This is a genomic window from Flavobacterium sp. N502540 (genome assembly GCF_025947365.1).
GTDB lineage: Bacteria > Bacteroidota > Bacteroidia > Flavobacteriales > Flavobacteriaceae > Flavobacterium.
Genome location: NZ_CP110012.1, coordinates 463,555 through 483,030 on the forward strand (window position 1 = coordinate 463,555; position 19,476 = coordinate 483,030).

General features: G+C 35.5%; 14 protein-coding genes. 8 read left to right on the forward strand and 6 right to left on the reverse strand.

Features of this window, described 5'->3' with window-relative positions:
* Nucleotides 1–103 precede the first annotated feature (103 nt).
* From rimO to OLM58_RS02065, 3 genes are read left to right on the forward strand one after another with little or no spacing between them, the layout of a single operon-like run.
* Nucleotides 104–1,417: a 30S ribosomal protein S12 methylthiotransferase RimO gene (gene rimO / locus OLM58_RS02055; protein ID WP_264531012.1), complete on the forward strand. Its 1,314-nt coding sequence runs from the start codon at nucleotides 104–106 to the stop codon at nucleotides 1,415–1,417.
* Between the two features lie 43 nt (nucleotides 1,418–1,460).
* A complete protein-coding gene (locus OLM58_RS02060; RefSeq protein ID WP_264531013.1) occupies nucleotides 1,461–2,024 on the forward strand; it encodes a hypothetical protein in 564 nt (187 codons plus the stop codon).
* Between the two features lie 35 nt (nucleotides 2,025–2,059).
* The gene (locus tag OLM58_RS02065) at nucleotides 2,060–2,965 is read left to right on the forward strand and encodes an N-acetylmuramoyl-L-alanine amidase (protein WP_017495205.1); all 906 of its coding nucleotides are present in this window, start codon (nucleotides 2,060–2,062) and stop codon (nucleotides 2,963–2,965) included.
* A gap of 280 nt (nucleotides 2,966–3,245) precedes the next feature.
* Here the strand turns inward: OLM58_RS02065 and OLM58_RS02070 are convergent, their stop codons facing one another.
* Complete coding sequence (locus OLM58_RS02070; protein WP_264531014.1) at nucleotides 3,246–4,319, reverse strand: porin; 1,074 nt, start codon at nucleotides 4,317–4,319, stop codon at nucleotides 3,246–3,248.
* 881 nt (nucleotides 4,320–5,200) lie between these two features.
* The gene (locus OLM58_RS02075) at nucleotides 5,201–6,157 is read right to left on the reverse strand and encodes an aldo/keto reductase (RefSeq protein WP_070907447.1); all 957 of its coding nucleotides are present in this window, start codon (nucleotides 6,155–6,157) and stop codon (nucleotides 5,201–5,203) included.
* Between the two features lie 163 nt (nucleotides 6,158–6,320).
* Here OLM58_RS02075 and OLM58_RS02080 point away from each other — a divergent pair, with 163 nt between their 5' ends.
* Complete coding sequence (locus OLM58_RS02080) at nucleotides 6,321–6,488, forward strand: DUF433 domain-containing protein (protein WP_264531015.1); 168 nt, start codon at nucleotides 6,321–6,323, stop codon at nucleotides 6,486–6,488.
* A gap of 5 nt (nucleotides 6,489–6,493) precedes the next feature.
* Here the strand turns inward: OLM58_RS02080 and OLM58_RS02085 are convergent, their stop codons facing one another.
* Together OLM58_RS02085 and OLM58_RS02090 are read right to left on the reverse strand one after the other, a co-directional pair.
* Nucleotides 6,494–7,876, reverse strand: coding sequence for a sialate O-acetylesterase (locus OLM58_RS02085; protein ID WP_264531016.1), 1,383 nt, complete (start codon nucleotides 7,874–7,876; stop codon nucleotides 6,494–6,496).
* A gap of 251 nt (nucleotides 7,877–8,127) precedes the next feature.
* The gene (locus OLM58_RS02090; protein WP_017495198.1) at nucleotides 8,128–8,544 is read right to left on the reverse strand and encodes a DUF1573 domain-containing protein; all 417 of its coding nucleotides are present in this window, start codon (nucleotides 8,542–8,544) and stop codon (nucleotides 8,128–8,130) included.
* Between the two features lie 151 nt (nucleotides 8,545–8,695).
* Here OLM58_RS02090 and OLM58_RS02095 point away from each other — a divergent pair, with 151 nt between their 5' ends.
* The 3 genes from OLM58_RS02095 to OLM58_RS02105 are packed head-to-tail and all read left to right on the forward strand — an operon-like array spanning nucleotide 8,696 to nucleotide 11,457.
* Nucleotides 8,696–9,958: a sensor histidine kinase gene (locus OLM58_RS02095; protein ID WP_264531017.1), complete on the forward strand. Its 1,263-nt coding sequence runs from the start codon at nucleotides 8,696–8,698 to the stop codon at nucleotides 9,956–9,958.
* Entirely contained in the window at nucleotides 9,955–10,638 is a 684-nt protein-coding gene (locus OLM58_RS02100) for a response regulator transcription factor (RefSeq protein ID WP_264531018.1), read from the forward strand. The genes OLM58_RS02095 and OLM58_RS02100 overlap by 4 nt, the downstream gene beginning before the upstream one ends.
* A 54-nt stretch (nucleotides 10,639–10,692) precedes the next feature.
* The gene (locus tag OLM58_RS02105; protein WP_264531019.1) at nucleotides 10,693–11,457 is read left to right on the forward strand and encodes an MBL fold metallo-hydrolase; all 765 of its coding nucleotides are present in this window, start codon (nucleotides 10,693–10,695) and stop codon (nucleotides 11,455–11,457) included.
* 24 nt (nucleotides 11,458–11,481) lie between these two features.
* Here OLM58_RS02105 and OLM58_RS02110 read toward each other — a convergent pair whose 3' ends face one another.
* Nucleotides 11,482–13,725, reverse strand: a complete 2,244-nt coding sequence (locus OLM58_RS02110) for a B12-binding domain-containing radical SAM protein (RefSeq protein ID WP_264531020.1) — start codon at nucleotides 13,723–13,725, stop codon at nucleotides 11,482–11,484.
* Between the two features lie 135 nt (nucleotides 13,726–13,860).
* Here OLM58_RS02110 and OLM58_RS02115 point away from each other — a divergent pair, with 135 nt between their 5' ends.
* A complete protein-coding gene (locus OLM58_RS02115) occupies nucleotides 13,861–17,922 on the forward strand; it encodes a T9SS type B sorting domain-containing protein (RefSeq protein WP_264531021.1) in 4,062 nt (1,353 codons plus the stop codon).
* Nucleotides 17,923–18,001: 79 nt separating this feature from the next.
* Here the strand turns inward: OLM58_RS02115 and OLM58_RS02120 are convergent, their stop codons facing one another.
* On the reverse strand, nucleotides 18,002–19,279 hold the full coding sequence (locus OLM58_RS02120) for an MFS transporter (protein ID WP_264531022.1): 1,278 nt from the start codon (nucleotides 19,277–19,279) through the stop codon (nucleotides 18,002–18,004).
* Nucleotides 19,280–19,476: the final 197 nt, after the last annotated feature.

Consider the following 19,476-nt stretch of genomic DNA (forward strand, 5'->3'; position numbering starts at 1 on the left):
ATAGCAAACAGCAGGATAAGCTTCATAAAAATCACCTAAAAGAAAAGGAAACAAGCGGTGTTTGAATAAAAAAGTGTAATTTTGCACTCCAATTTATAAAAGTATGAGAACCAAGTCTTTAAAAAAGAACAAAATTAACGTAATCACTCTTGGGTGTTCGAAAAATGTATATGACAGTGAAGTGCTAATGGGACAACTTCGTGCTAATGGCAAAGAAGTACAACACGAAGCACCTGCTAAAGAAGAAGGAAACATTATTGTGATCAACACTTGCGGTTTTATTGACAATGCAAAAGCCGAGTCGGTAAACATGATTTTGGAATATGCTGATAAAAAAGACAAAGGATTAGTAGATAAAGTTTTCGTTACCGGATGTTTGTCTGAACGTTACAGACCGGATTTAGAAAAAGAAATCCCAAATGTTGATCAATATTTTGGTACAACTGAATTACCTCAGCTGCTTAAAGCTCTTGGCGCTGACTATAAACACGAGCTATTGGGAGAGCGTTTAACTACAACTCCAAAGAATTATGCTTATTTAAAAATTGCAGAAGGCTGCGACAGACCTTGCAGTTTTTGCGCCATTCCGTTAATGAGAGGTTCGCATGTTTCGCAACCTATTGAAAAACTGGTTAAAGAAGCTCAAGGTTTAGCAAAAAATGGCGTAAAAGAATTAATTCTAATTGCTCAGGATTTAACGTATTACGGTCTTGATCTTTATAAAAAACGAAATCTTGCCGAACTTTTGGAAGCATTAGCCAATGTTGAAGGTATCGAATGGATTCGTCTTCATTATGCTTACCCAACAGGTTTCCCAATGGATGTTTTAGAATTAATGAAACGTGAACCAAAAATCTGTAATTACATTGATATTCCACTGCAACATATATCGGATTCTATTTTAAAATCGATGCGTCGTGGTACTACTCAGGCAAAAACGACACAATTATTAAAAGATTTCCGTGCTGCAGTTCCGGGAATGGCGATCAGAACGACTTTAATTGTTGGATATCCGGGTGAAACTCAGGAAGATTTTGAGATTTTGAAAGATTTTGTTCAGGAAATGAAATTTGACAGAATGGGATGTTTTGCCTATTCTCACGAAGAAAACACACATGCTTATTTATTGGAAGATAATGTTCCGGACGATGTAAAACAGGCTCGTGCGAACGAGATCATGGAATTACAGTCGCAAATTTCATGGGACTTAAATCAGGAAAAAGTAGGACAGATTTTCAAATGCATTATTGACCGAAAAGAAGGAGCTCATTTTGTAGGGCGAACTGAATTTGACAGTCCGGATGTTGATAACGAAGTTTTGATTGACGCTTCTAAGCATTATGTAAAAACAGGAGAATTTGTTAATATAAGGATAATAGAAGCGACAGAATTTGATTTATACGGAGAACCTGCTTAAATTTACGCTAAACAAGTATCAATTTTAGATAAAACACACTTTTATGAAACCTATACAATCTTTATTTATTTTGTTTTTCACCTTATTGTGCTTTAACTCTGTTTCAGCCCAATACGGAAATGGATACAATAACGGTTACGGTGGTGGCGGTTATGGTAATGGCTACGGAAGAGGTGGCGGAATGGGAATGGACAGAAGCATGATGGGAGGTCCACAACCCAATACCAGTAAACCAAAAGAGGTACCTGTAGAGGAAACTGTTGGTAAAATTGTAGAACAAATGAAACCCGAAGTAAATCTTGACGAACTCCAAGTTATCGCTATTTCAAATGTTTTAGTAGACAGTATGAGAGAACAAGGGATTTTACTAAAAAATGAAAGCAGCAGCCAGGATCAAAAGATCGAACAAATTAAAGCATTAAGAGAAAGCACCACAAAAAAAATAACCGCTTTCTTAAATCCGGATCAGGTTCCAAAGTACACTGCATTTATGGATAATTTTAAAGAGATCAAAAAGACCTCTAAATCAAAAAAGAAAAAAGACTCAAAAGATAAAGATTCAAAAGAAGTAAAAGAAGACTCTGAAACGATCAAAACTCAGGATTAATTGTTTCGACTTCATCTAAAAAAATGCAACTAACCATGGCAAAAAAACATTTTTGTTACCTGATTTTAGCAATTATTATTACTTCTTGCTCTACAAATCCTTATAAAAATACTGAAAAAGTTTACGATCAGCAGCTAAAAACTTTAGAAGGCCAGATTACCAGTAAAGAAGCTCAGCCAATTCCTGTAGTACCGCGTATCGTTATTGATACGAGTTATGCACAACAGCTTGGCATTATTAAAGACACTTTATCAAAAACCGGTTCTACTTCTTTATTAAACGGTATACAGACAGAATGGATCGGAACAGTGAACTTTAACTTAAGAAAACCAAGTTTTATTATTATTCACCATACGGCTCAGGATTCACTTCAACAAACGATTAATACTTTTACCAAAACAAGAACTCAGGTAAGTGCTCACTATATCATATCTGAAAACGGAAAAGTAGTTCAAATGCTGAACGACTATTTAAGAGCATGGCATGCAGGAGCATCTACCTGGGGGAAAAATACAGATTTAAATTCTTCTTCTATCGGGATAGAGCTTGACAACAACGGATTTAAACCTTTTACCGAGGCTCAGATTAGCAGTTTAGTGGCGCTCTTAACAAAACTAAAGAAAGATTACAATATTCCAACCCAAAACATATTAGGACATTCTGATATTGCTCCGGGAAGGAAACAGGATCCAAGTGCTTTATTCCCATGGAAAACTCTGGCCGAAAAAGGATTTGGAATCTGGTCGGACGAAATTCTCGAGGAAGCTCCTTTTGATTTTAAGATTGAACAGGCGCTAAGGATTATTGGATATAACACTAAAAATCTTTCAGCAGCTATTATGGCTTTCAAATTACATTACATTCAAACTGATGTAACGCCAACTTTGGATCGAAAAACAATAGATACCATTTATTCGATTTACAAAAAACAGCTTCAATAGTTTATACCTGAAAGCTAACCGCAATGAACGCTAAGATTTACGCAAAGTTCGCAAGCTAATTATATAGCTTTGCGAACTTTGCTTTTTTTGTCACGTTCCTTACGTTAAAAAAATTCAAGTTTTTACACTACAAGCTAAATATAGCATAAGCAAACCTCACCCACAAAAAGCCTACCTCATAACTCACATCTCACATTTCACTTAAAGGAAATAAAAAAGCTGCCAAAACATAAGTATGTTTCGACAGCTCCAAAAAAAAAAAAAATATCAATCTTTATCTCTAGAAAGAGTATGTTGTAGCTACCAATCCGTAGAATGATCCTCCGGTTGGAGCGGCATCTTTATCTAAAAAAACATCTTCGGAAGCAGCGTCGTATCTTAACTCGGGAATAATAGTCAATTTCCCCACTTTATAATTCAAAGAAACTGTGTTTGCAAAAACATTTGATCCTGTCAAAGTCCCTAGACTCGCAGCTGCTTTTTTTGCATCGAAATACTCCATTCTATAGGCCAGACTCAAACTTGGCTTGAAAGCATAATTTGCATATCCTACTAAAGCAAACCAATCACCATCGAGCGCACTGTCAATATCATTATTCGTTTTAGCGTACGTAGCATTAAACCCTAAAGAAAAGGCATTCGTTATTGTTTTAGATGCTACAAAATCAATCTGTGTTTTATTTTCATCGGAAACCGGATTAGTACTTCCCGAAGTAAAATTCAAATAGGCACTCCCTGTCTCTCCTATATACCCCACTTGCGCTATGTATGTTTTTTGACTTGAACCCGCATCCATTGCTGATTTAAAGTCGGTCGGATTAGTAACACCAAGCATAGCTGTGAACTTACCTGATGTGTATTGCGCTTTCAGACCTGTATTGAAAAACGGGCCATAAGAAAAAGCATAAGACATGCTATAATTTTTATTCCCGACAGCATCTAATACCTCATAACCTATATGTGTTCCGAAACTACCTGCTACAAACTTAAATTTATCGGTAACCTGGTAGGTAAAAAATAATTGTTTAATCAAAAATTTTGCATTTATGTCTTTATCTGTTGTTTCGTTATAAGAGAACTCTCCTGCTCTTTTTCCAAAGCCCAGATCAACAAAGACGGCCGCTTTTCCAAAGGTATGTCCCGCCTGAACTGAAGCCATTCCTAATTCAAATGAATCCTGAGAATTGGTAAAACTTGTCAATCCGTTCATTTGTTTTGAAAAATCATATTTATAATAAGCATCTGCCGATCCTCCCCACGTGGTCGCCGGTGAAGTCGCAGCTTCCGTTTCATCTTGAGCAAAAGCAAAAGAACTTGTTAACATCACGGCTAAAATGTGCAATACTTTTTTCATGTTTTAATTGGTTTTGGTTATTAATTGATTTTGGTTAGTTAATCTTTTATATAGGCAATTGAATACTATAAGTCACTTTTAAAACCTCTTATTCCCTCTAAAACCTCTTCATTTTCAGTAGCGAATTTATTAACTTTTGTATGAGTAAAAGAATTCAAATCTACTTTTTTGGCGTTTTTAAGCAAGAATTACGGATTACAAAAATTAACCTCTCCATAATCATTATTTGATATTATTAGCTATTCATTTTTAAAAAATACACAACACAAAAAAAGCAATAAACCATATAAACAAATAGACTCACATGAAAAACCAAACAAATAATAATGAAAAAACATCAAAAATTAACCTAATAAAAAATTACACCCCATAAAAAACACCCCATTGATTAAAAACAATAAAAAACATAATATAAATCACCTGCCATTAATAAGGTAAAAAACGCGATATCAAAAAAGAAAAAATTCCTACAATTTTAAATCATAAAAAACAAAAATCAAACGGTTAACGCTCATTGCTAAAAATGAGAAAGCCCATTCTAATTTGAACGGACTTTATTAAAAAAGAAAACCATAAGAACTCCATAAAAAATACGTTTCCGGTCAAATAAAAGTAAATATGAAAATGCTTTTTAGGTAATGAGAGACAACACAAAGTTTAACAAACAAAAAAATCATGCCGTCTTAAACCATTTACGTTTCGCTCCGCTGGAGCTTTTCTAATATCGGAAAATTATATTTGCTACAAACATTTTGCTTTGCCGGAGCAGTTTCGAAAAAAACTGAAATAGTTACTTCCGAAAAAAATCTAATTTATAAAAAAAACAGGGCTGACTCATTTTTGAGACAGCCCTTCCTTTTTAAAGTATATAAAAAATTGATTTATGCTAAAATTTTCTCAATTGCATTTATTTCATCTTCTGCGAAATCAAGATTTTGCAAACATTCGATATTATTATTCAATTGTTTCACAGAGCTTGCTCCGATCAAAACTGAAGTAATTCGTTTGTCCTTTTGGAGCCATGACAAAGCCATTTGAGCCAAAGACTGGTTTCTGTTTCCGGCAATTTCGTTCAACTGAACTAATTTCTGTATGCGTTCTTGTGTAACCTCATCTTCTTTCAAATGTCCGTTTGGATTATGTGCCCTTGAGTTTTCAGGGATTCCGTTTAGATATTTATCCGTCAGAAGTCCTTGTGCCAATGGAGAAAACGCAATACAGCCTACTCCTTTTTCTTCGAGAACATCTAACAAACCATTTTCTACCCAACGCTCCAGCATAGAATACTTTGCCTGATGAATCAAACATGGTGTTCCTAATTGCTTCAAAACATCTACAGCTACTCTGGTTTGTTCCGCCGAATAGTTACTTATTCCCACATACAAAGCTTTTCCGCTTCTCACAGCATAATCTAAAGCCATCATCGTTTCCTCAATTGGAGTTTCAGGATCCGGACGATGCGAATAAAAAATATCCACATAATCTACTTTCATTCTTTTTAAACTCTGATCCAGACTTGACAGCAAATATTTACGAGAGCCCCAATCTCCATAAGGCCCATCCCACATGGTGTAGCCTGCTTTGGTCGAGATAATGATTTCGTCTCTTAAATTTCCCTGAAAGTTATGCCAGAGTATTTTTCCAAAATTAGTTTCTGCAGATCCGGGAACCGGTCCATAATTATTGGCCAGATCATAATGTGTAATTCCTTTATCAAAAGCTTCAACGGCAATACATTCTGCAGTATCAAAATTATCTACCGATCCGAAATTATGCCACAATCCTAAAGAAATCTGAGGCAGTAACAATCCGCTTTTTCCACATCTGTTATATTTCATTGTTGTAATTATAAGTTTTATAGCATTTAAAGGTAGAAACAAACCCCATTATTTTAAAAGCAAATAGTGCTTTATTTTTGTAAATTTGTTTAAACAATAAATTTATGGAAAATAACTGGCAAAACTTAATTTCAATCGATCCGGCATTCGGTTTGGCAAACCTGTGATTGCAGGAAACCGAATTTGCGTCTCAAACATTCTTTCCTGGCTATCTACAGCTATGACTTTCGAAGAAATTATAGCTGATTTTCCCGAACTAAAAAAAGAGCATATTTTAGCGGCTTTAGCCTTTGCTGCAAACAGGGAAAATATTACAAATCAAATTTTATAACTGTTTCATTCAGTACTAAAACAAGAAGCAGGCAAATTCACTTTATTAAACAGATCAGATTGAATTGTATTTCCCCAGGCAAAACGAACCTTAACCGGATTTTTAACTTTTTTACTGCTTACTACGACCTGATCGTTTCTAATTAAGGCTTCGGCTGTATAGAAAATACCATCTGCCCCTGCAACTTCAAACTGGTTGGACACCCCGTTTTTAAAATACAGACCATCAGCACAATCAAAAGAAAGAGTTACCATCTCTTTATCGATTTTAAAACTCTTAAAAAGCGGTCCATTAACCAACCCAATAGTACTTTTATAAGTGTTTGCCAAAGCCAGATTGGCTAAACGGACTCCCACTGTCTTTTTATCTTTGGGATGAATTTCTTTTACATCTGAAATGTCACTGGTTACAATCATTCCGGTATTTGAAACTTCTTTGAGTAATTTTCTCTGTGAATTTCTTATGATGACATTATGAAAATTATTACTTCCTGTTTTAAAAGGGGCAATTTGTACATAATAAAATGGGAAATCATCGTTCCAGACTTTCCGCCATGAGGTAATCAAAGCCGATAATGTTTTGTCATATACTAAAGAACCAACATTCGATTCTCCCTGATACCAAATTGTTCCGGCAATCTTGTATCCAACCAAAGGATAGATCATCGCATTGTACGCACGTCCCGGCTGTCTGGGCCCATACTCCTGCTCATTTAATTTTCTTGCATTTTCCAACAAAACGGGATCATTCTGAACGACTTCTGCGGGTATCCAAACTTCTGCGGGAGTACCTCCCCAGTTGGAAGATATTAACCCAATTGGAACATTCTTTAGTTCTTCTCTTAAGCGTTTGGCAAAAAAATAACCAACAGCACTAAAGTATTTCATGGTTTCGGGAGTCGATTCTGTCCAGTTACCAAGCAGATTGTTCTGTTGCGTTGTAGCCGTTAATTTCGGAACGTTAAAAAATCGAATATTAGGATTTACTGCATTTTTAGTTTCTTCCTCGCCATTGTCAATTCCCCAGCTTGATGACATTTCCATATTCGATTGCCCCGAACAAATCCAAACTTCTCCTATCAAAATGTTTTTAAGAATAATTTCGTTGTACCCTTTGATGGAAATTACATAGGGGCCACCGGCTTCGGGTGTTTTTATTTTCAGCTCCCATTGTGCCAGATTGTTTGCTTTAACTTTATACTCGATATTGCTCCAGTCAACCACTAATCTGATTTCTTCCTGCGGATTGGCCCAACCCCAAATCTTAACTTCAGCATTGCGCTGTAAAACCATATTATCACCAAAAATATTGGGTAGAGAGACATTTGCCATCATAAAACCGGGAATAATCATCAGAAAGAGAACAAACTTAAACATATTATTTTTCATCGTATCGCTTTTTTAAGAGAACCTGCTTAGCTGACTATTGCCAACTTAATTCTTAAGTACCCATTGCATTTTAACAATTTCAACTACTTCCGCCCAGTGATATTATATAGCGAAATTCTTTATGCTTTCCATAAAAACATCATTCTTTAAAGATACTAATTAAAAAAAGGATAGCATAAACATCATAAAAAAACTCCGGATACATTACATACCCGGAGCTTCTCGCTTTATAACTAATATATTTAAAACTCTTAGATCACTGTGCCTTTTAGTGTAAGGACTTTTGGAGTACTTTCGGCACTTGTGGTTACCGTAACTGTTTTTGTAAAGCCACCTTTATTTGCAGCGTTATAAGTTGCGGTTACTTTTGCTGATTTACCAGGCAAAATCGGTTCTTTAGTATAATCTGTTGCTGTACAACCGCAAGACCCTACTACATTTGTAATCACAACAGCAGTTTTTCCGGTATTTTTAAATTCGTAAACAATTGCTTTTGGAGTTCCCTGAGGAATTTCTCCTACATCTATAGTTTCAGCTTTCCATACTACAGTTGAAGCCGCTGCTGCAGCAACTTTTGTTTCAGAATTTAATGACTTTAACGGTGCGATTGCCGAAAAAGACATTAAACCTAGTGCCAAAGCTAACATCGAAATTTTAATCATTTTCATAGCTAAATATTTTATTGGTTAATGATATTTCAAAAGTACTTCTATAGGGATCAAATCGCTGTTAACCGCTTTCAAATCTTTGTTAACGACTTGTTAATTGGTGTTTTTCACTATAAATTTGATTAATATTACACTTTAAAAAACTGTTTTCTTGAAACTCAACAAACTCAATAGCATCATTTTATTAGGCTTAGTGGCTATTATCAGTATACTGGTAACCCAGCTGCTTTGGACCAAAGAAGCTTTTACTATAGAACAAAAAAAACTCAGCCAAAAAGCACATCTCGCTTTGCTTGAAGTCGCTAAAAAACTATACGAAGGAACCAATCATGAACTTCCGGCACAAAATCCTGTTCAAAAGATTGCCAACGATTATTATATTGTAAATATTGACAATGATTTTGAACCTGATATTCTGGAATTTTACCTTAAAAGTGAGTTCAAAAAAATGAATATTACGACTGATTTTGAATATGCGATGTACAATTGTCAGAGTGACGAAATGGTCTATGGGAATTATATTTCTCTATCTGAAAAAAAGACCATCAAGCAACCGGTTTATTTTCCAAAACACAAGAACCTGGTTTATTATTTCGCCATACGTTTTCCAAATGAGACGACCTATTTGTTTAGTTCGATGCGATTCTGGTTTATACTTTCGATTGCTCTGATTCTTATTTTGTTAATTTATGTGTATTCGATTTTTACCCTTTTACAACAAAAAAAATACTCCGAACTGCAGCGTGATTTCATCAATAATATGACGCATGAATTTAAAACACCTTTATCGTCTATTCTGATTGCATCTAAATATCTGATCGAGCAAACACCTATTAAAGAAGACAAAAAACTCTATACGTACACTGACATCATTATCAACCAAAGCAACAAACTGAATGGTCATATTGAAAAGATTTTAAATGTAGCAAAATCTGATTATGCACCACTGGAATTAAAGAAGGAGACGGTTTTAGTTGTTCCGATTATTGAAGAAGTAATCCAAAACATCCTTTTAAAATATCCGGAGGCAAATATCAAAATTGAGACCTTTTCCAAAGAGTACAAAATTGAAACGGACGTTTTTCATTTCTCAAATTTAGTTTACAATTTACTTGATAATGCAGTAAAATATTGTTCCGGAAAATGCCTTATTCTAATTGGAATAACGGCCGAAAATTCGGTTTTAAAATTAGCTTTCAAAGACAACGGAGTTGGAATTTCATCTAAAAACCTTTCCTTTATCTTTGATAAATTCTACCGTGCTCAAAACGAAAAAAGCAATGAGGTAACCGGTTTTGGACTAGGTTTGTATTATGTAAAAGAAATTTGCAACTTGCACAACTGGAAAATAAAAGCGGAGAACAATTCCGAAAAAGGCATCACTATAACTTTATCAATTCCATATAAAAAATGAAACAATTCAAAATACTTTATACTGAAGACGATGAAACCCTGGCATTCCTGACCAAAGACAATCTGGAACAGAACAACTATGAAGTGAATCATTGCCGTGACGGACAAATGGGTCTCGAAAACTTTAAAAAAGAGAATTTTGACATTTGTATTCTTGATATCATGATGCCTAAGATGGATGGCTTTGAACTGGCCGCTCAGATCAGAAAATGCAACAGCGACATTCCGATTATCTTTCTTTCTGCCAAAACATTAAAGGAAGACCGCATTAAAGGATTGCGTTTGGGTGCCGATGATTATCTTGTAAAACCTTTTAGCATTGAAGAATTGCTTTTAAAAATTGAAATTTTTCTGAAGCGTTCACAGAAAAACATTTTAACTGAAAAACCGGTTTATGAGATTGGCAAATATCAATTTGACACGAGTAATTTTGTTCTTTTCAACGAAAGTGAAAAAATCAGCCTTACGCAGCGTGAAGCCGAATTATTGAAATTATTTCTTGACAATAAAAACTCTGTTTTAAAAAGAGAACAAATTCTTACCTCTCTCTGGGGAACCGATGATTATTTTATGGGACGTAGTCTGGACGTTTTTATTTCACGACTTCGTAAGATTCTAAGCAACGAAAAAGGCATTTCTATTGAGAACCTTCACGGAATTGGTTTTCGATTTACCATGTAATTTATAGGCTTAAATTCTTCCATTTTTTGTATTTTAGTACTTATTTTCTCCAATATGAAATTACATCATTTACGCAACGCCACTTTAGTTATTGAAACTGAAACCGATGTTATATTGGTTGATCCGATGTTGGGGAAAAAGAAAACGATTGCACCTTTTACTATTTTCCGTTACAAACCCAAAAGAAACCCGCTTATCGCTTTACCCAAAAACAGCAGAGATATTTTGAGTAAAGTAACCGTCTGCCTTATTACTCACTTACATCCTGACCATATCGATAAAGCGGGCGAGATTTTTTTAAGACGCAAAAGTATTCCGGTCATTTGCAGCAGCAAAGATCAAAGTGCTCTATCGAAAAGAGGCTTAAGCATCGTACAAACCTTAAACTATTGGGAACCTCAGGAATTCCTGGGAGGTAAAATAACAGGGATTCCCGCCGTTCATGGCTATGGGATTGTTGCCAAACTTATGGGAAACGTTATGGGCTTTCATATCGAATTACCCAATCAAAAATCTATTTATATCAGTTCTGATACTATTTTTACGGAACACGTACAAAAAGTCCTGATTGAGTTTAAACCCGACATTTCGGTTGTCGCCTGTGGAACTGCCAGATTAGATTTCGGTCAGCCCTTATTGATGCGAATGAACGATATTCTGAAATTTGCCGCGCTTGCTCCCGGAAGAGTATTCGCTAATCATTTGGAAGCTTTAAATCACTGTCCGACAACAAGAACAGCATTAAAACAAGCACTTCTGGACAATAATCTTTTGGATAAAGTTTCGATTCCAAATGACGGTACCTGTGTAGAATACTAACTCTTCATTTAGTACAAAGAAAAACTACAAAACCAATAATCCGAACTCACGCAAAGTATTAACGGGTTTGGAATACCAGAACAGTTCGAAATCGTCTAAATTAGTTTCAAAATCATTCTTCACTTCCTGAAAAGTGTAGTTTTTAGCATTTGAAATAGCCATTTTACTTAAAATTTGAACCAGCCATTCTCCTTCTTCTTTATTCGTCTGAATGTTGAAACTTTCTTTTTTATCATGGAAAGTAAAACTCATCATTTCCCAGCTTCTCCCTTTTTTAGATTTTGTGAAATGCTCCACAAATGGTTTTCCGCCTAACCAGACTACTTTTGCATTGGGTTTTGTATTGAAATCATTTCCTTCTTCAAGGGCATTGAAAATAAAATCGGGGTCTATTTTGGTCTTCGGGATTTTAAAATCAAACCAATCCTGCAATTCGTAATCAAAACAGATTCCATGCATAAAATTAAAAAGTGATTTCTTCAACCCAAAACTAAATTTATCGTGATTGATTCCTGTAGAATCGGTATAATCAATATCATTATTCGCAAAAGTTCCGATAGCTTCCGTTGCTTTTGTGACACCAAATTTTTCCGGATACAATCCAACCGGACTGTGGGCTGTCATCGCAAACTGGTGCCAAAATCCCGACTGCAGAATCCCCGCCTCAAATAACTGACGCACCATTTCGAGACTATCCACCGTTTCCTGAATGGTCTGAGTTGGATAACCATACATCAAATAAGCATGAACCATGATTCCGGCTTCGGTAAAATTTCGGGTTACTCTTGCAACCTGTTCTACTGTTACCCCTTTGTCAATTAACTTTAATAATCGGTCTGAGGCCACTTCTAAACCACCTGAAACGGCAATACAGCCTGAAGCTTTAAGTAATAAACACAAATCTTTCGAAAAACTTTTTTCAAATCGAATATTGGTCCACCACGTTACTGCTAGTTTCCGACGCAAAATTTCTAAAGCCAAAGCACGCATCAGTGCCGGCGGAGCTGCTTCATCTACAAAATGGAATCCATTCTGCCCTGTTTGCAGCATCATCTCTTCCATACGATCGCACAATAAATTAGCCGCGACCGGCTCGTAAACTTTTATATAATCTAATGAGATGTCACAAAAAGTACATTTTCCCCAATAACAGCCATGTGCCATAGTGAGTTTATTCCAACGTCCATCACTCCACATTCGGTGCATCGGATTCACAATTTCGATTACTGAAATGTATTTATCCAAAGGCAGATCCGAATAATCGGGAGTTCCAACCTGAGACTGTTTATAATCGTGTTTTAAAGAATTGTTTTTGTAGACTACTTCTCCGTTTTCCAGCAGAAAAGTTCTTTTGTATCGCTTCTCGACTTCGCTCGAAGGGACATCATTTGGGATTTCCAGATTAAAAATTAGTTCTTCAATTGGAACTTCTCCGTCATCCAGAGTAATAAAATCAAAAAACTCAAAAACACGTCGATCCGAAAGTGAACGCAATTCGGTATTTGGAAAACCTCCACCCATCGAAATTTTAATTTCCGGATGATATTGTTTTACCCATTGTGCACATCTGAAAGCACTATACAAATTCCCCGGAAAAGGAACGGATATCAGAAAAAAGGTAGGTTGAACCGCTTCAATTTTTTCTTTTAAAATTGAAATTAAAATAGAATCGATATAGGTTAGTTCCTGCTGTAAAGCTTCATATAATTCATCAAACGAATTGGCACTTCTCCCTAAACGTTCGGCATATCGGCTGAAACCAAAATTCTCATCAATACATTCCACAATAAAATCCGAAATATCCTCAAGATATAAGGTCGCAAGATGCTTGGCTTTATCCTGCGTTCCCATGGTTCCGAAAGCCCAGTCCAATTCTTCCAACTGTGCAAAACGGGAGGCCTCGGGCAGAAAATCTTCCTGGCAGATCTGTAAGGCCAAAGTTGGATTTTTCCCTTGCAGAAACTGAATCACTGCATCAATTGTTTTAATGTATTCGTCCTGCAGCGCAAAAATACGCTTAGCATTATCTGAAATGTCTTCCCTCAACTCCGCTCGGGAGGACAAATCTTTAAAAAGATTTTCAGAATAAAGAAACAAATCAATCAATCCTTTCTTCGAAAACAATTCCAAAATCACATCAATACCCAAATCAGCCTGAACCGATTCGATATTTTTAGTATTCAGAAAACCTTTTATATACGCTGTTGCCGGATACGGGGTATTCAGCTGTGTAAAAGGTGGTGTAATTACAAAAAGTTTTGTTTTCAAAAGGACATTATTTTTTTGCAAAAATACGGGATATTTAGAGACTTTTCAGGAAAAGATTTTATTAGTCCGGGTTTTGATTTTTTACTATTGTTTTATCGATATTTAATTACATTTGTCACTATTCAATTTATTCAGATGAAGCAACGTTTACTTTTATTTTTTTTCTTATTTACTTTTCAATTATTCTCACAAAATACAAGTCCGTCAATTGGGTTTAAAGAAAATAAAGGCCAGATTATTGATCAAAAAGGAAAACCAAATACTGCTGTAAAATACTTACTGAACACTAACGGATTAAATGTTCAGCTAAAGAAAAATGGCTTTTCATACGACGTATACGAAGTTAAGAAAACTCCCCGTCGACAAACTCCAAAAACAGCCAAAACACTTCCGCATCTAATTCCCGAAAAGGATAATGAAGAAAATCCGGAGTTTGACTTAGAATACACCTTTCACAGAATTGATATTGACTTTGTAAATTCAAACTCAAAAGTTGAATTGGTTACTGAAAAAAAATCAACCGATTTTGATAATTACTATAATATTCCCAATAAACCGGAAGGAATTACTGGCGTTTATCAATACAAACAAATTACTTATAAAAATATCTATCCAAATATTGATGTTGTTTTTACGATTCCGAATGATCCCAAAAAAGTCGTCGAATACAATTTTGTAATTCATCCAAAAGGTAAAATCTCCGACATTCAGTTAAAATTTAATGGCGCTGAAACTGACTTGATTGATAATAAAATCCAGATGAATGTTCGTTTTGGAAAAATGGAAGAAACGCTTCCTGCTAGTTGGATTGAAGATCGAGGAACTAAAAAAGAAATAACAGTTGGTTATACTAAAATTAAGAAGAATGTTTATGGATTTGATTCAACCGATCCTGTTAATGGAAAAACGATTGTTATTGACCCTGTGCCAACGAGACTTTGGGGGACTTATTATGGCGATATTCATTTTACTGACGAACCAAATTCTATTAATCTTGATCACCTAGGAAATACAATTTTTACAGGAAGCACTGAGAGTACTACTGGAATTGCAACTAGCGGTTCTTTTCAATCAGTTGCAACAACATTTCGACCTGCTTTCATTGTTAAGCTAAATTCAAATGGAGTAAGAATTTGGGGGACTTATTTGGGAGGAGCTGGAGTTCAATGTGCTAAAATTAATTCTCTGAATCAAATTTATATTGCCGGATATGCTTCCACAGGATCACTTTCAACTCCTAATACATATAAAGAAATTGCTGACGATACTGATGGTCTATTGATGAAATTCGATACTGATGGCCAAAGAATTTGGGGCACCTATTTTGGAGGAAAAGGTTTTGAGCGGATAGATGCTATTTCTATAGACAATCGTGAAAATATTATAATCGCGGGAGAAACTCATAGTTTTGAAGGAATTGCGACTCCCGGTGGATATCAAACTACATTAAGTAATTCCTCTGATTATACAGGGTTCTTTGCAAAATTCAACAAAGATGGGAGTAAACTACTTTATGGAAGTTATTTTCCTTTTGTAATAAAATGTAGTACAATAGACCAAAACGACAATGTAATTCTTGCAGGAAATCAATATTTTAGTGATTTTTATACCTATCCAAATATCGCAACGACCGGAGCATTTAAAACAACTCATAATTCTAATGATGGCTTTATAATTAAATTTAATTCCAATTTCACAAAACTTTGGTGCACCTATTATGGTGGAGATAAAACTGTCACAGACCCATCTCCCAATTCAGATATAATAAGCGGAATTGGAAGTGATAATGCAAATAACATATATATTGTTGGATCTACAACTAGTTCAAACAATATGGCCACAATCGGAGCATTTAAAACTTCTCAAAATATAGATGGTAAAGATGCCTTCATTGCAAAATTCAATACAAATGGAGAGAGACAATGGGGAACATATTTTGGCGGTGACTCCACAGCATATACTGATTTTGGCACAAACTGTTTTGTTTCATCAGAGGGGAATATATATTTAATTGGATATACAGATAACCCAACTAATATCTCTACTCCAAATTCTTTTCAAAGTATTATTAAAAGAGGACCTGATGGATATATTGCAAATTTTTCGACAAGCGGTGATTTAAACTGGAGTACTTATTATGGTGGAAAAGGAGGGGATTTTTTAAGAAGTATTGATGTTTTAGATGGAAAAATTGTCGTTTCAGGGAGAACTGTTTATGATGACTCATCAGATTTAAGTACACCAGGAACACATAAAACAAATGGTGGAGGGTTTGTTGATGTTTTTGTCGCAGAGTTCCAAGATTGCCAATTGTATACAACTACCACTAGCAACTCCCCTATTTGTATTAACAAAACCTTAGAATTAAAAGCATCAGGAGGAACCAATTACTTATGGACAGGTCCAAATGGTTTTACTTCAACAGACCAAAATCCAACAATTACAAACGCAACATCAGTAAATAGTGGAGAATATAGCTGCTTGATTACAGGAACTGGAGGCTGCGATGCTACAAAAAAGACAAATGTAGTTATTGGAGATATAGAAAAACCAATTCCTGATATTACAAATCTTCCTGTTATAAGTGGAGATTGCCATACCGTAGTAAACACAATTCCAACAGCTACGGATGTTTGTGCTGGAATTATCAACGGAACCACAACAAATCCACTATCTTATAATTTACCAGGAACTTACACCATTGTATGGAATTATAATGATGGAAGTGGAAATATCGCAACGCAAAACCAAATTGTAAAGATTATTAGTCAACCGCTTCCTGTTACAAACACACCACAAACTTTCTGTATCCAGCAAAATGCAACATTAGCCAGTATTCAAATTACAGGAAACAACATCAAATGGTATGACTCCCAGACAACCGGAGCACTTTTATCGAATACAACTTTACTTCAAAATGGGGTAACCTATTATGCAACTCAAACGATTAACGGTTGTGAAAGCGAAAGAATTCCTGTTACTATTAACATTCAAAATACGGCAGCTCCAACAGGAAATGCAAATCAGCCTTTTTGTACAGGTCAGAATCCAACGATTGCCAATATTCAAACAAATGGAAATGCCGTAAAATGGTACGATTCGCTACATAACGGTTCTCTGTTAGTCGAAACAACAAATTTAACTGACGGAAAAACCTATTATGCTTCTCAGACTATTAACGGCTGCGAAGGCCCGCGATTTGGAGTTACCGTTTCAATCGTAAATACGCCTTCTGCACCAACAGGAAATACCAATCAACAATTTTGCAAAAGCGAGAATGCAACTTTAAGTAATCTTCAAATAACCGGGCAAAATATAAAATGGTACGATACGAGTTTCTCAGCTGCTGTCTTACCAAGTACAACTTTATTGGAAAACAACAGAACCTATTACGCATCACAAACTACCGGTTGTGAAAGCGATAGAACTCCAATTTTAGTTCAGGTGCATGACACCGCTTTACCTATCGGAAATAGTAACCAACAGTTCTGTATCGATGAAAATGCTACCATTGCCAATCTTGCCATTTCTGGTTCAGCTATTAAATGGTATGATGCAGCAACGAATGGAACTATTTTACAGGCAACTTCTTTATTGCAAAACCGCATTTATTATGCTTCACAAACCTTAAATAATTGCGAAAGCGAAAGACTTGCCATCACTGTAAAAATACAGGACACCCAAAAACCAATAGCTGATTCACGACAAACTTTCTGTTTCCAACAGAACGCTTCCATAAAAGATATCAATATCATTGGGCAAAATATAAAATGGTTTGAAAGTAACGCTTCTACTGTAGCGTTATTAGAATCAACCGCACTTAAAAGTGGTATTACCTATTATGCCTCTCAAACCATTGCGAATTGTGAAAGCGACAGAATTTCAGTTGCTATAAATATTCTTGAAGCTACGAATCAAAATTGTATCCACTTCGTTGAAGAACTTCCTTTTCCTAAATTTTTTACTCCAAATAATGATGGCTATAATGATACCTGGACAATCGATTTTGGATATCTGGCACCTAACACCGTGATTCAAATATATGACCGTTACGGAAAATTCATTAAAGAACTAACTAAGGACGCCTATTGGGACGGAACGTACCTGGGTAAAAATGAACCTACTTCAGATTATTGGTTTACAGCTACTCGATCCAACGGTAAGGAATACCGAGGTCATTTTACTTTGAAACGATAAAAAAATACAAAGTCCACAAAGTTTAACGGTAAAACTCTGTGGACTTTGTATAAACTTTTGTGAGTATAACAATTGAATACTAAAACTGGTGCACTTTCTTAGAAATTACCAAAAAGGAAACCAACGAAATTAAAGCGGCACCAGTCAGATAAAAACCTACATAACTTAAACCGTAAGTACTTGCCAGCCAAATAGCGATCATTGGCGCAAATGCCGCACCAAGGATTCCCGCCAAATTAAACGTTAAGGAAGCTCCGGAGTAACGAACATTTGTTGGAAACAATTCCGACAGGAAAGTTCCTAAAGGTCCATAAGTGAATCCCATCAGTGCCATTCCGGTACAGGCAAATGTGGTAATTAGAATGATATTTCCTTTGCTTAAAAAAGAAGAAAACAAAAAACCGAAAAGTGCAATAGCTATGGTGGCAATAATTAGCATTTTACGTCGTCCGATTTTATCGGCAACTACTGCCGAAACCGGAATAAAAAGGGCAAAAAACAAAACAGAGAACAACTGAACCAATAATGCATCTCTTTTGGTAATCCCTAAATCGGAAGTGATCCAGCTTAAAGTAAAAACGGTCATCAGATAAAAAACCAAAAAGGTGGTAACAGCCGCCAATGTTCCAAAAATCAATTGATTTCGATACGATTTAATCAAAGTTAAAAAGGGAACTTTAACTTCTTCCTTTTCTTTTTTAGCATTCTCAAATGAAGGAGTTTCGGTAATTTTTGTTCGGATATAAAATCCCACAACAACCAAAAGCGAGCTTGCTATAAATGGAATTCTCCAGCCATAATCCATAAAGTTTTCATTGGTCATCATGTCTGTCAGAATTAAAAAAGTTCCGCCCGAAAGCAGCAATCCAATAGGAGCGCCCAATTGTGGAAACATTCCGTACCAGGCACGTTTATCCGGAGGTGCATTTTCGATTGCCAATAAAACAGCTCCACCCCATTCGCCTCCTAAACCTACACCTTGTCCAAATCGACACAGCATTAACAATAAAGGAGCGGCAACACCAATACTGGCATAACCGGGCAAAAATCCGATCGTAACCGTCGAAATACCCATCGTTAATAATGCGGCCACCAAAGTAAATTTACGCCCGATTTTATCTCCATAATGTCCAAAAAAAGCGGAACCTAATGGACGTGATAAAAAAGCAATTGAAAAGGTAGCTAAAGATTCCAGAGTTGCCATAGTCGGGTCTGAACCAGGGAAAAATAGTTGCGGAAAAACCAATACGGCAGCATTGGCATAAATATAGAAATCAAAAAATTCTATGGTGGTACCAATCAAGGAACCAAAGAGAACATGTTTTAAGGAGTTCTTCTGTTTCGGGTTATTTTTCATTCGGCTTTACTATCGTTTTTCTTTTAAATATTATTACAAAAAATAAATCAACTTCTTCTGCACAACAAATATTTGTTTGCAAAAATATAGTTTCATTGTTAATAACACACATAATTAAACAATACTTTTAAATTACTCTCAAAATTTTAACAGAAATAACAAATCAATCTTTCTAATCATTCACAAAACATTTCTTA

What these genes read in the sequence shown, in the direction of transcription:
- rimO (WP_264531012.1), top strand. Translation starts at nt 104, where the DNA reads ATGAGAACCAAGTCTTTAAAAAAGAACAAAATTAACGTAATCACTCTT.
- OLM58_RS02060 (WP_264531013.1), top strand. Translation starts at nt 1,461, where the DNA reads ATGAAACCTATACAATCTTTATTTATTTTGTTTTTCACCTTATTGTGC.
- OLM58_RS02065 (WP_017495205.1), top strand. Translation starts at nt 2,060, where the DNA reads ATGGCAAAAAAACATTTTTGTTACCTGATTTTAGCAATTATTATTACT.
- OLM58_RS02070 (WP_264531014.1), bottom strand. Translation starts at nt 4,319, where the DNA reads ATGAAAAAAGTATTGCACATTTTAGCCGTGATGTTAACAAGTTCTTTT.
- OLM58_RS02075 (WP_070907447.1), bottom strand. Translation starts at nt 6,157, where the DNA reads ATGAAATATAACAGATGTGGAAAAAGCGGATTGTTACTGCCTCAGATT.
- OLM58_RS02085 (WP_264531016.1), bottom strand. Translation starts at nt 7,876, where the DNA reads ATGAAAAATAATATGTTTAAGTTTGTTCTCTTTCTGATGATTATTCCC.
- OLM58_RS02090 (WP_017495198.1), bottom strand. Translation starts at nt 8,544, where the DNA reads ATGAAAATGATTAAAATTTCGATGTTAGCTTTGGCACTAGGTTTAATG.
- OLM58_RS02100 (WP_264531018.1), top strand. Translation starts at nt 9,955, where the DNA reads ATGAAACAATTCAAAATACTTTATACTGAAGACGATGAAACCCTGGCA.
- OLM58_RS02105 (WP_264531019.1), top strand. Translation starts at nt 10,693, where the DNA reads ATGAAATTACATCATTTACGCAACGCCACTTTAGTTATTGAAACTGAA.
- OLM58_RS02115 (WP_264531021.1), top strand. Translation starts at nt 13,861, where the DNA reads ATGAAGCAACGTTTACTTTTATTTTTTTTCTTATTTACTTTTCAATTA.
- OLM58_RS02120 (WP_264531022.1), bottom strand. Translation starts at nt 19,279, where the DNA reads ATGAAAAATAACCCGAAACAGAAGAACTCCTTAAAACATGTTCTCTTT.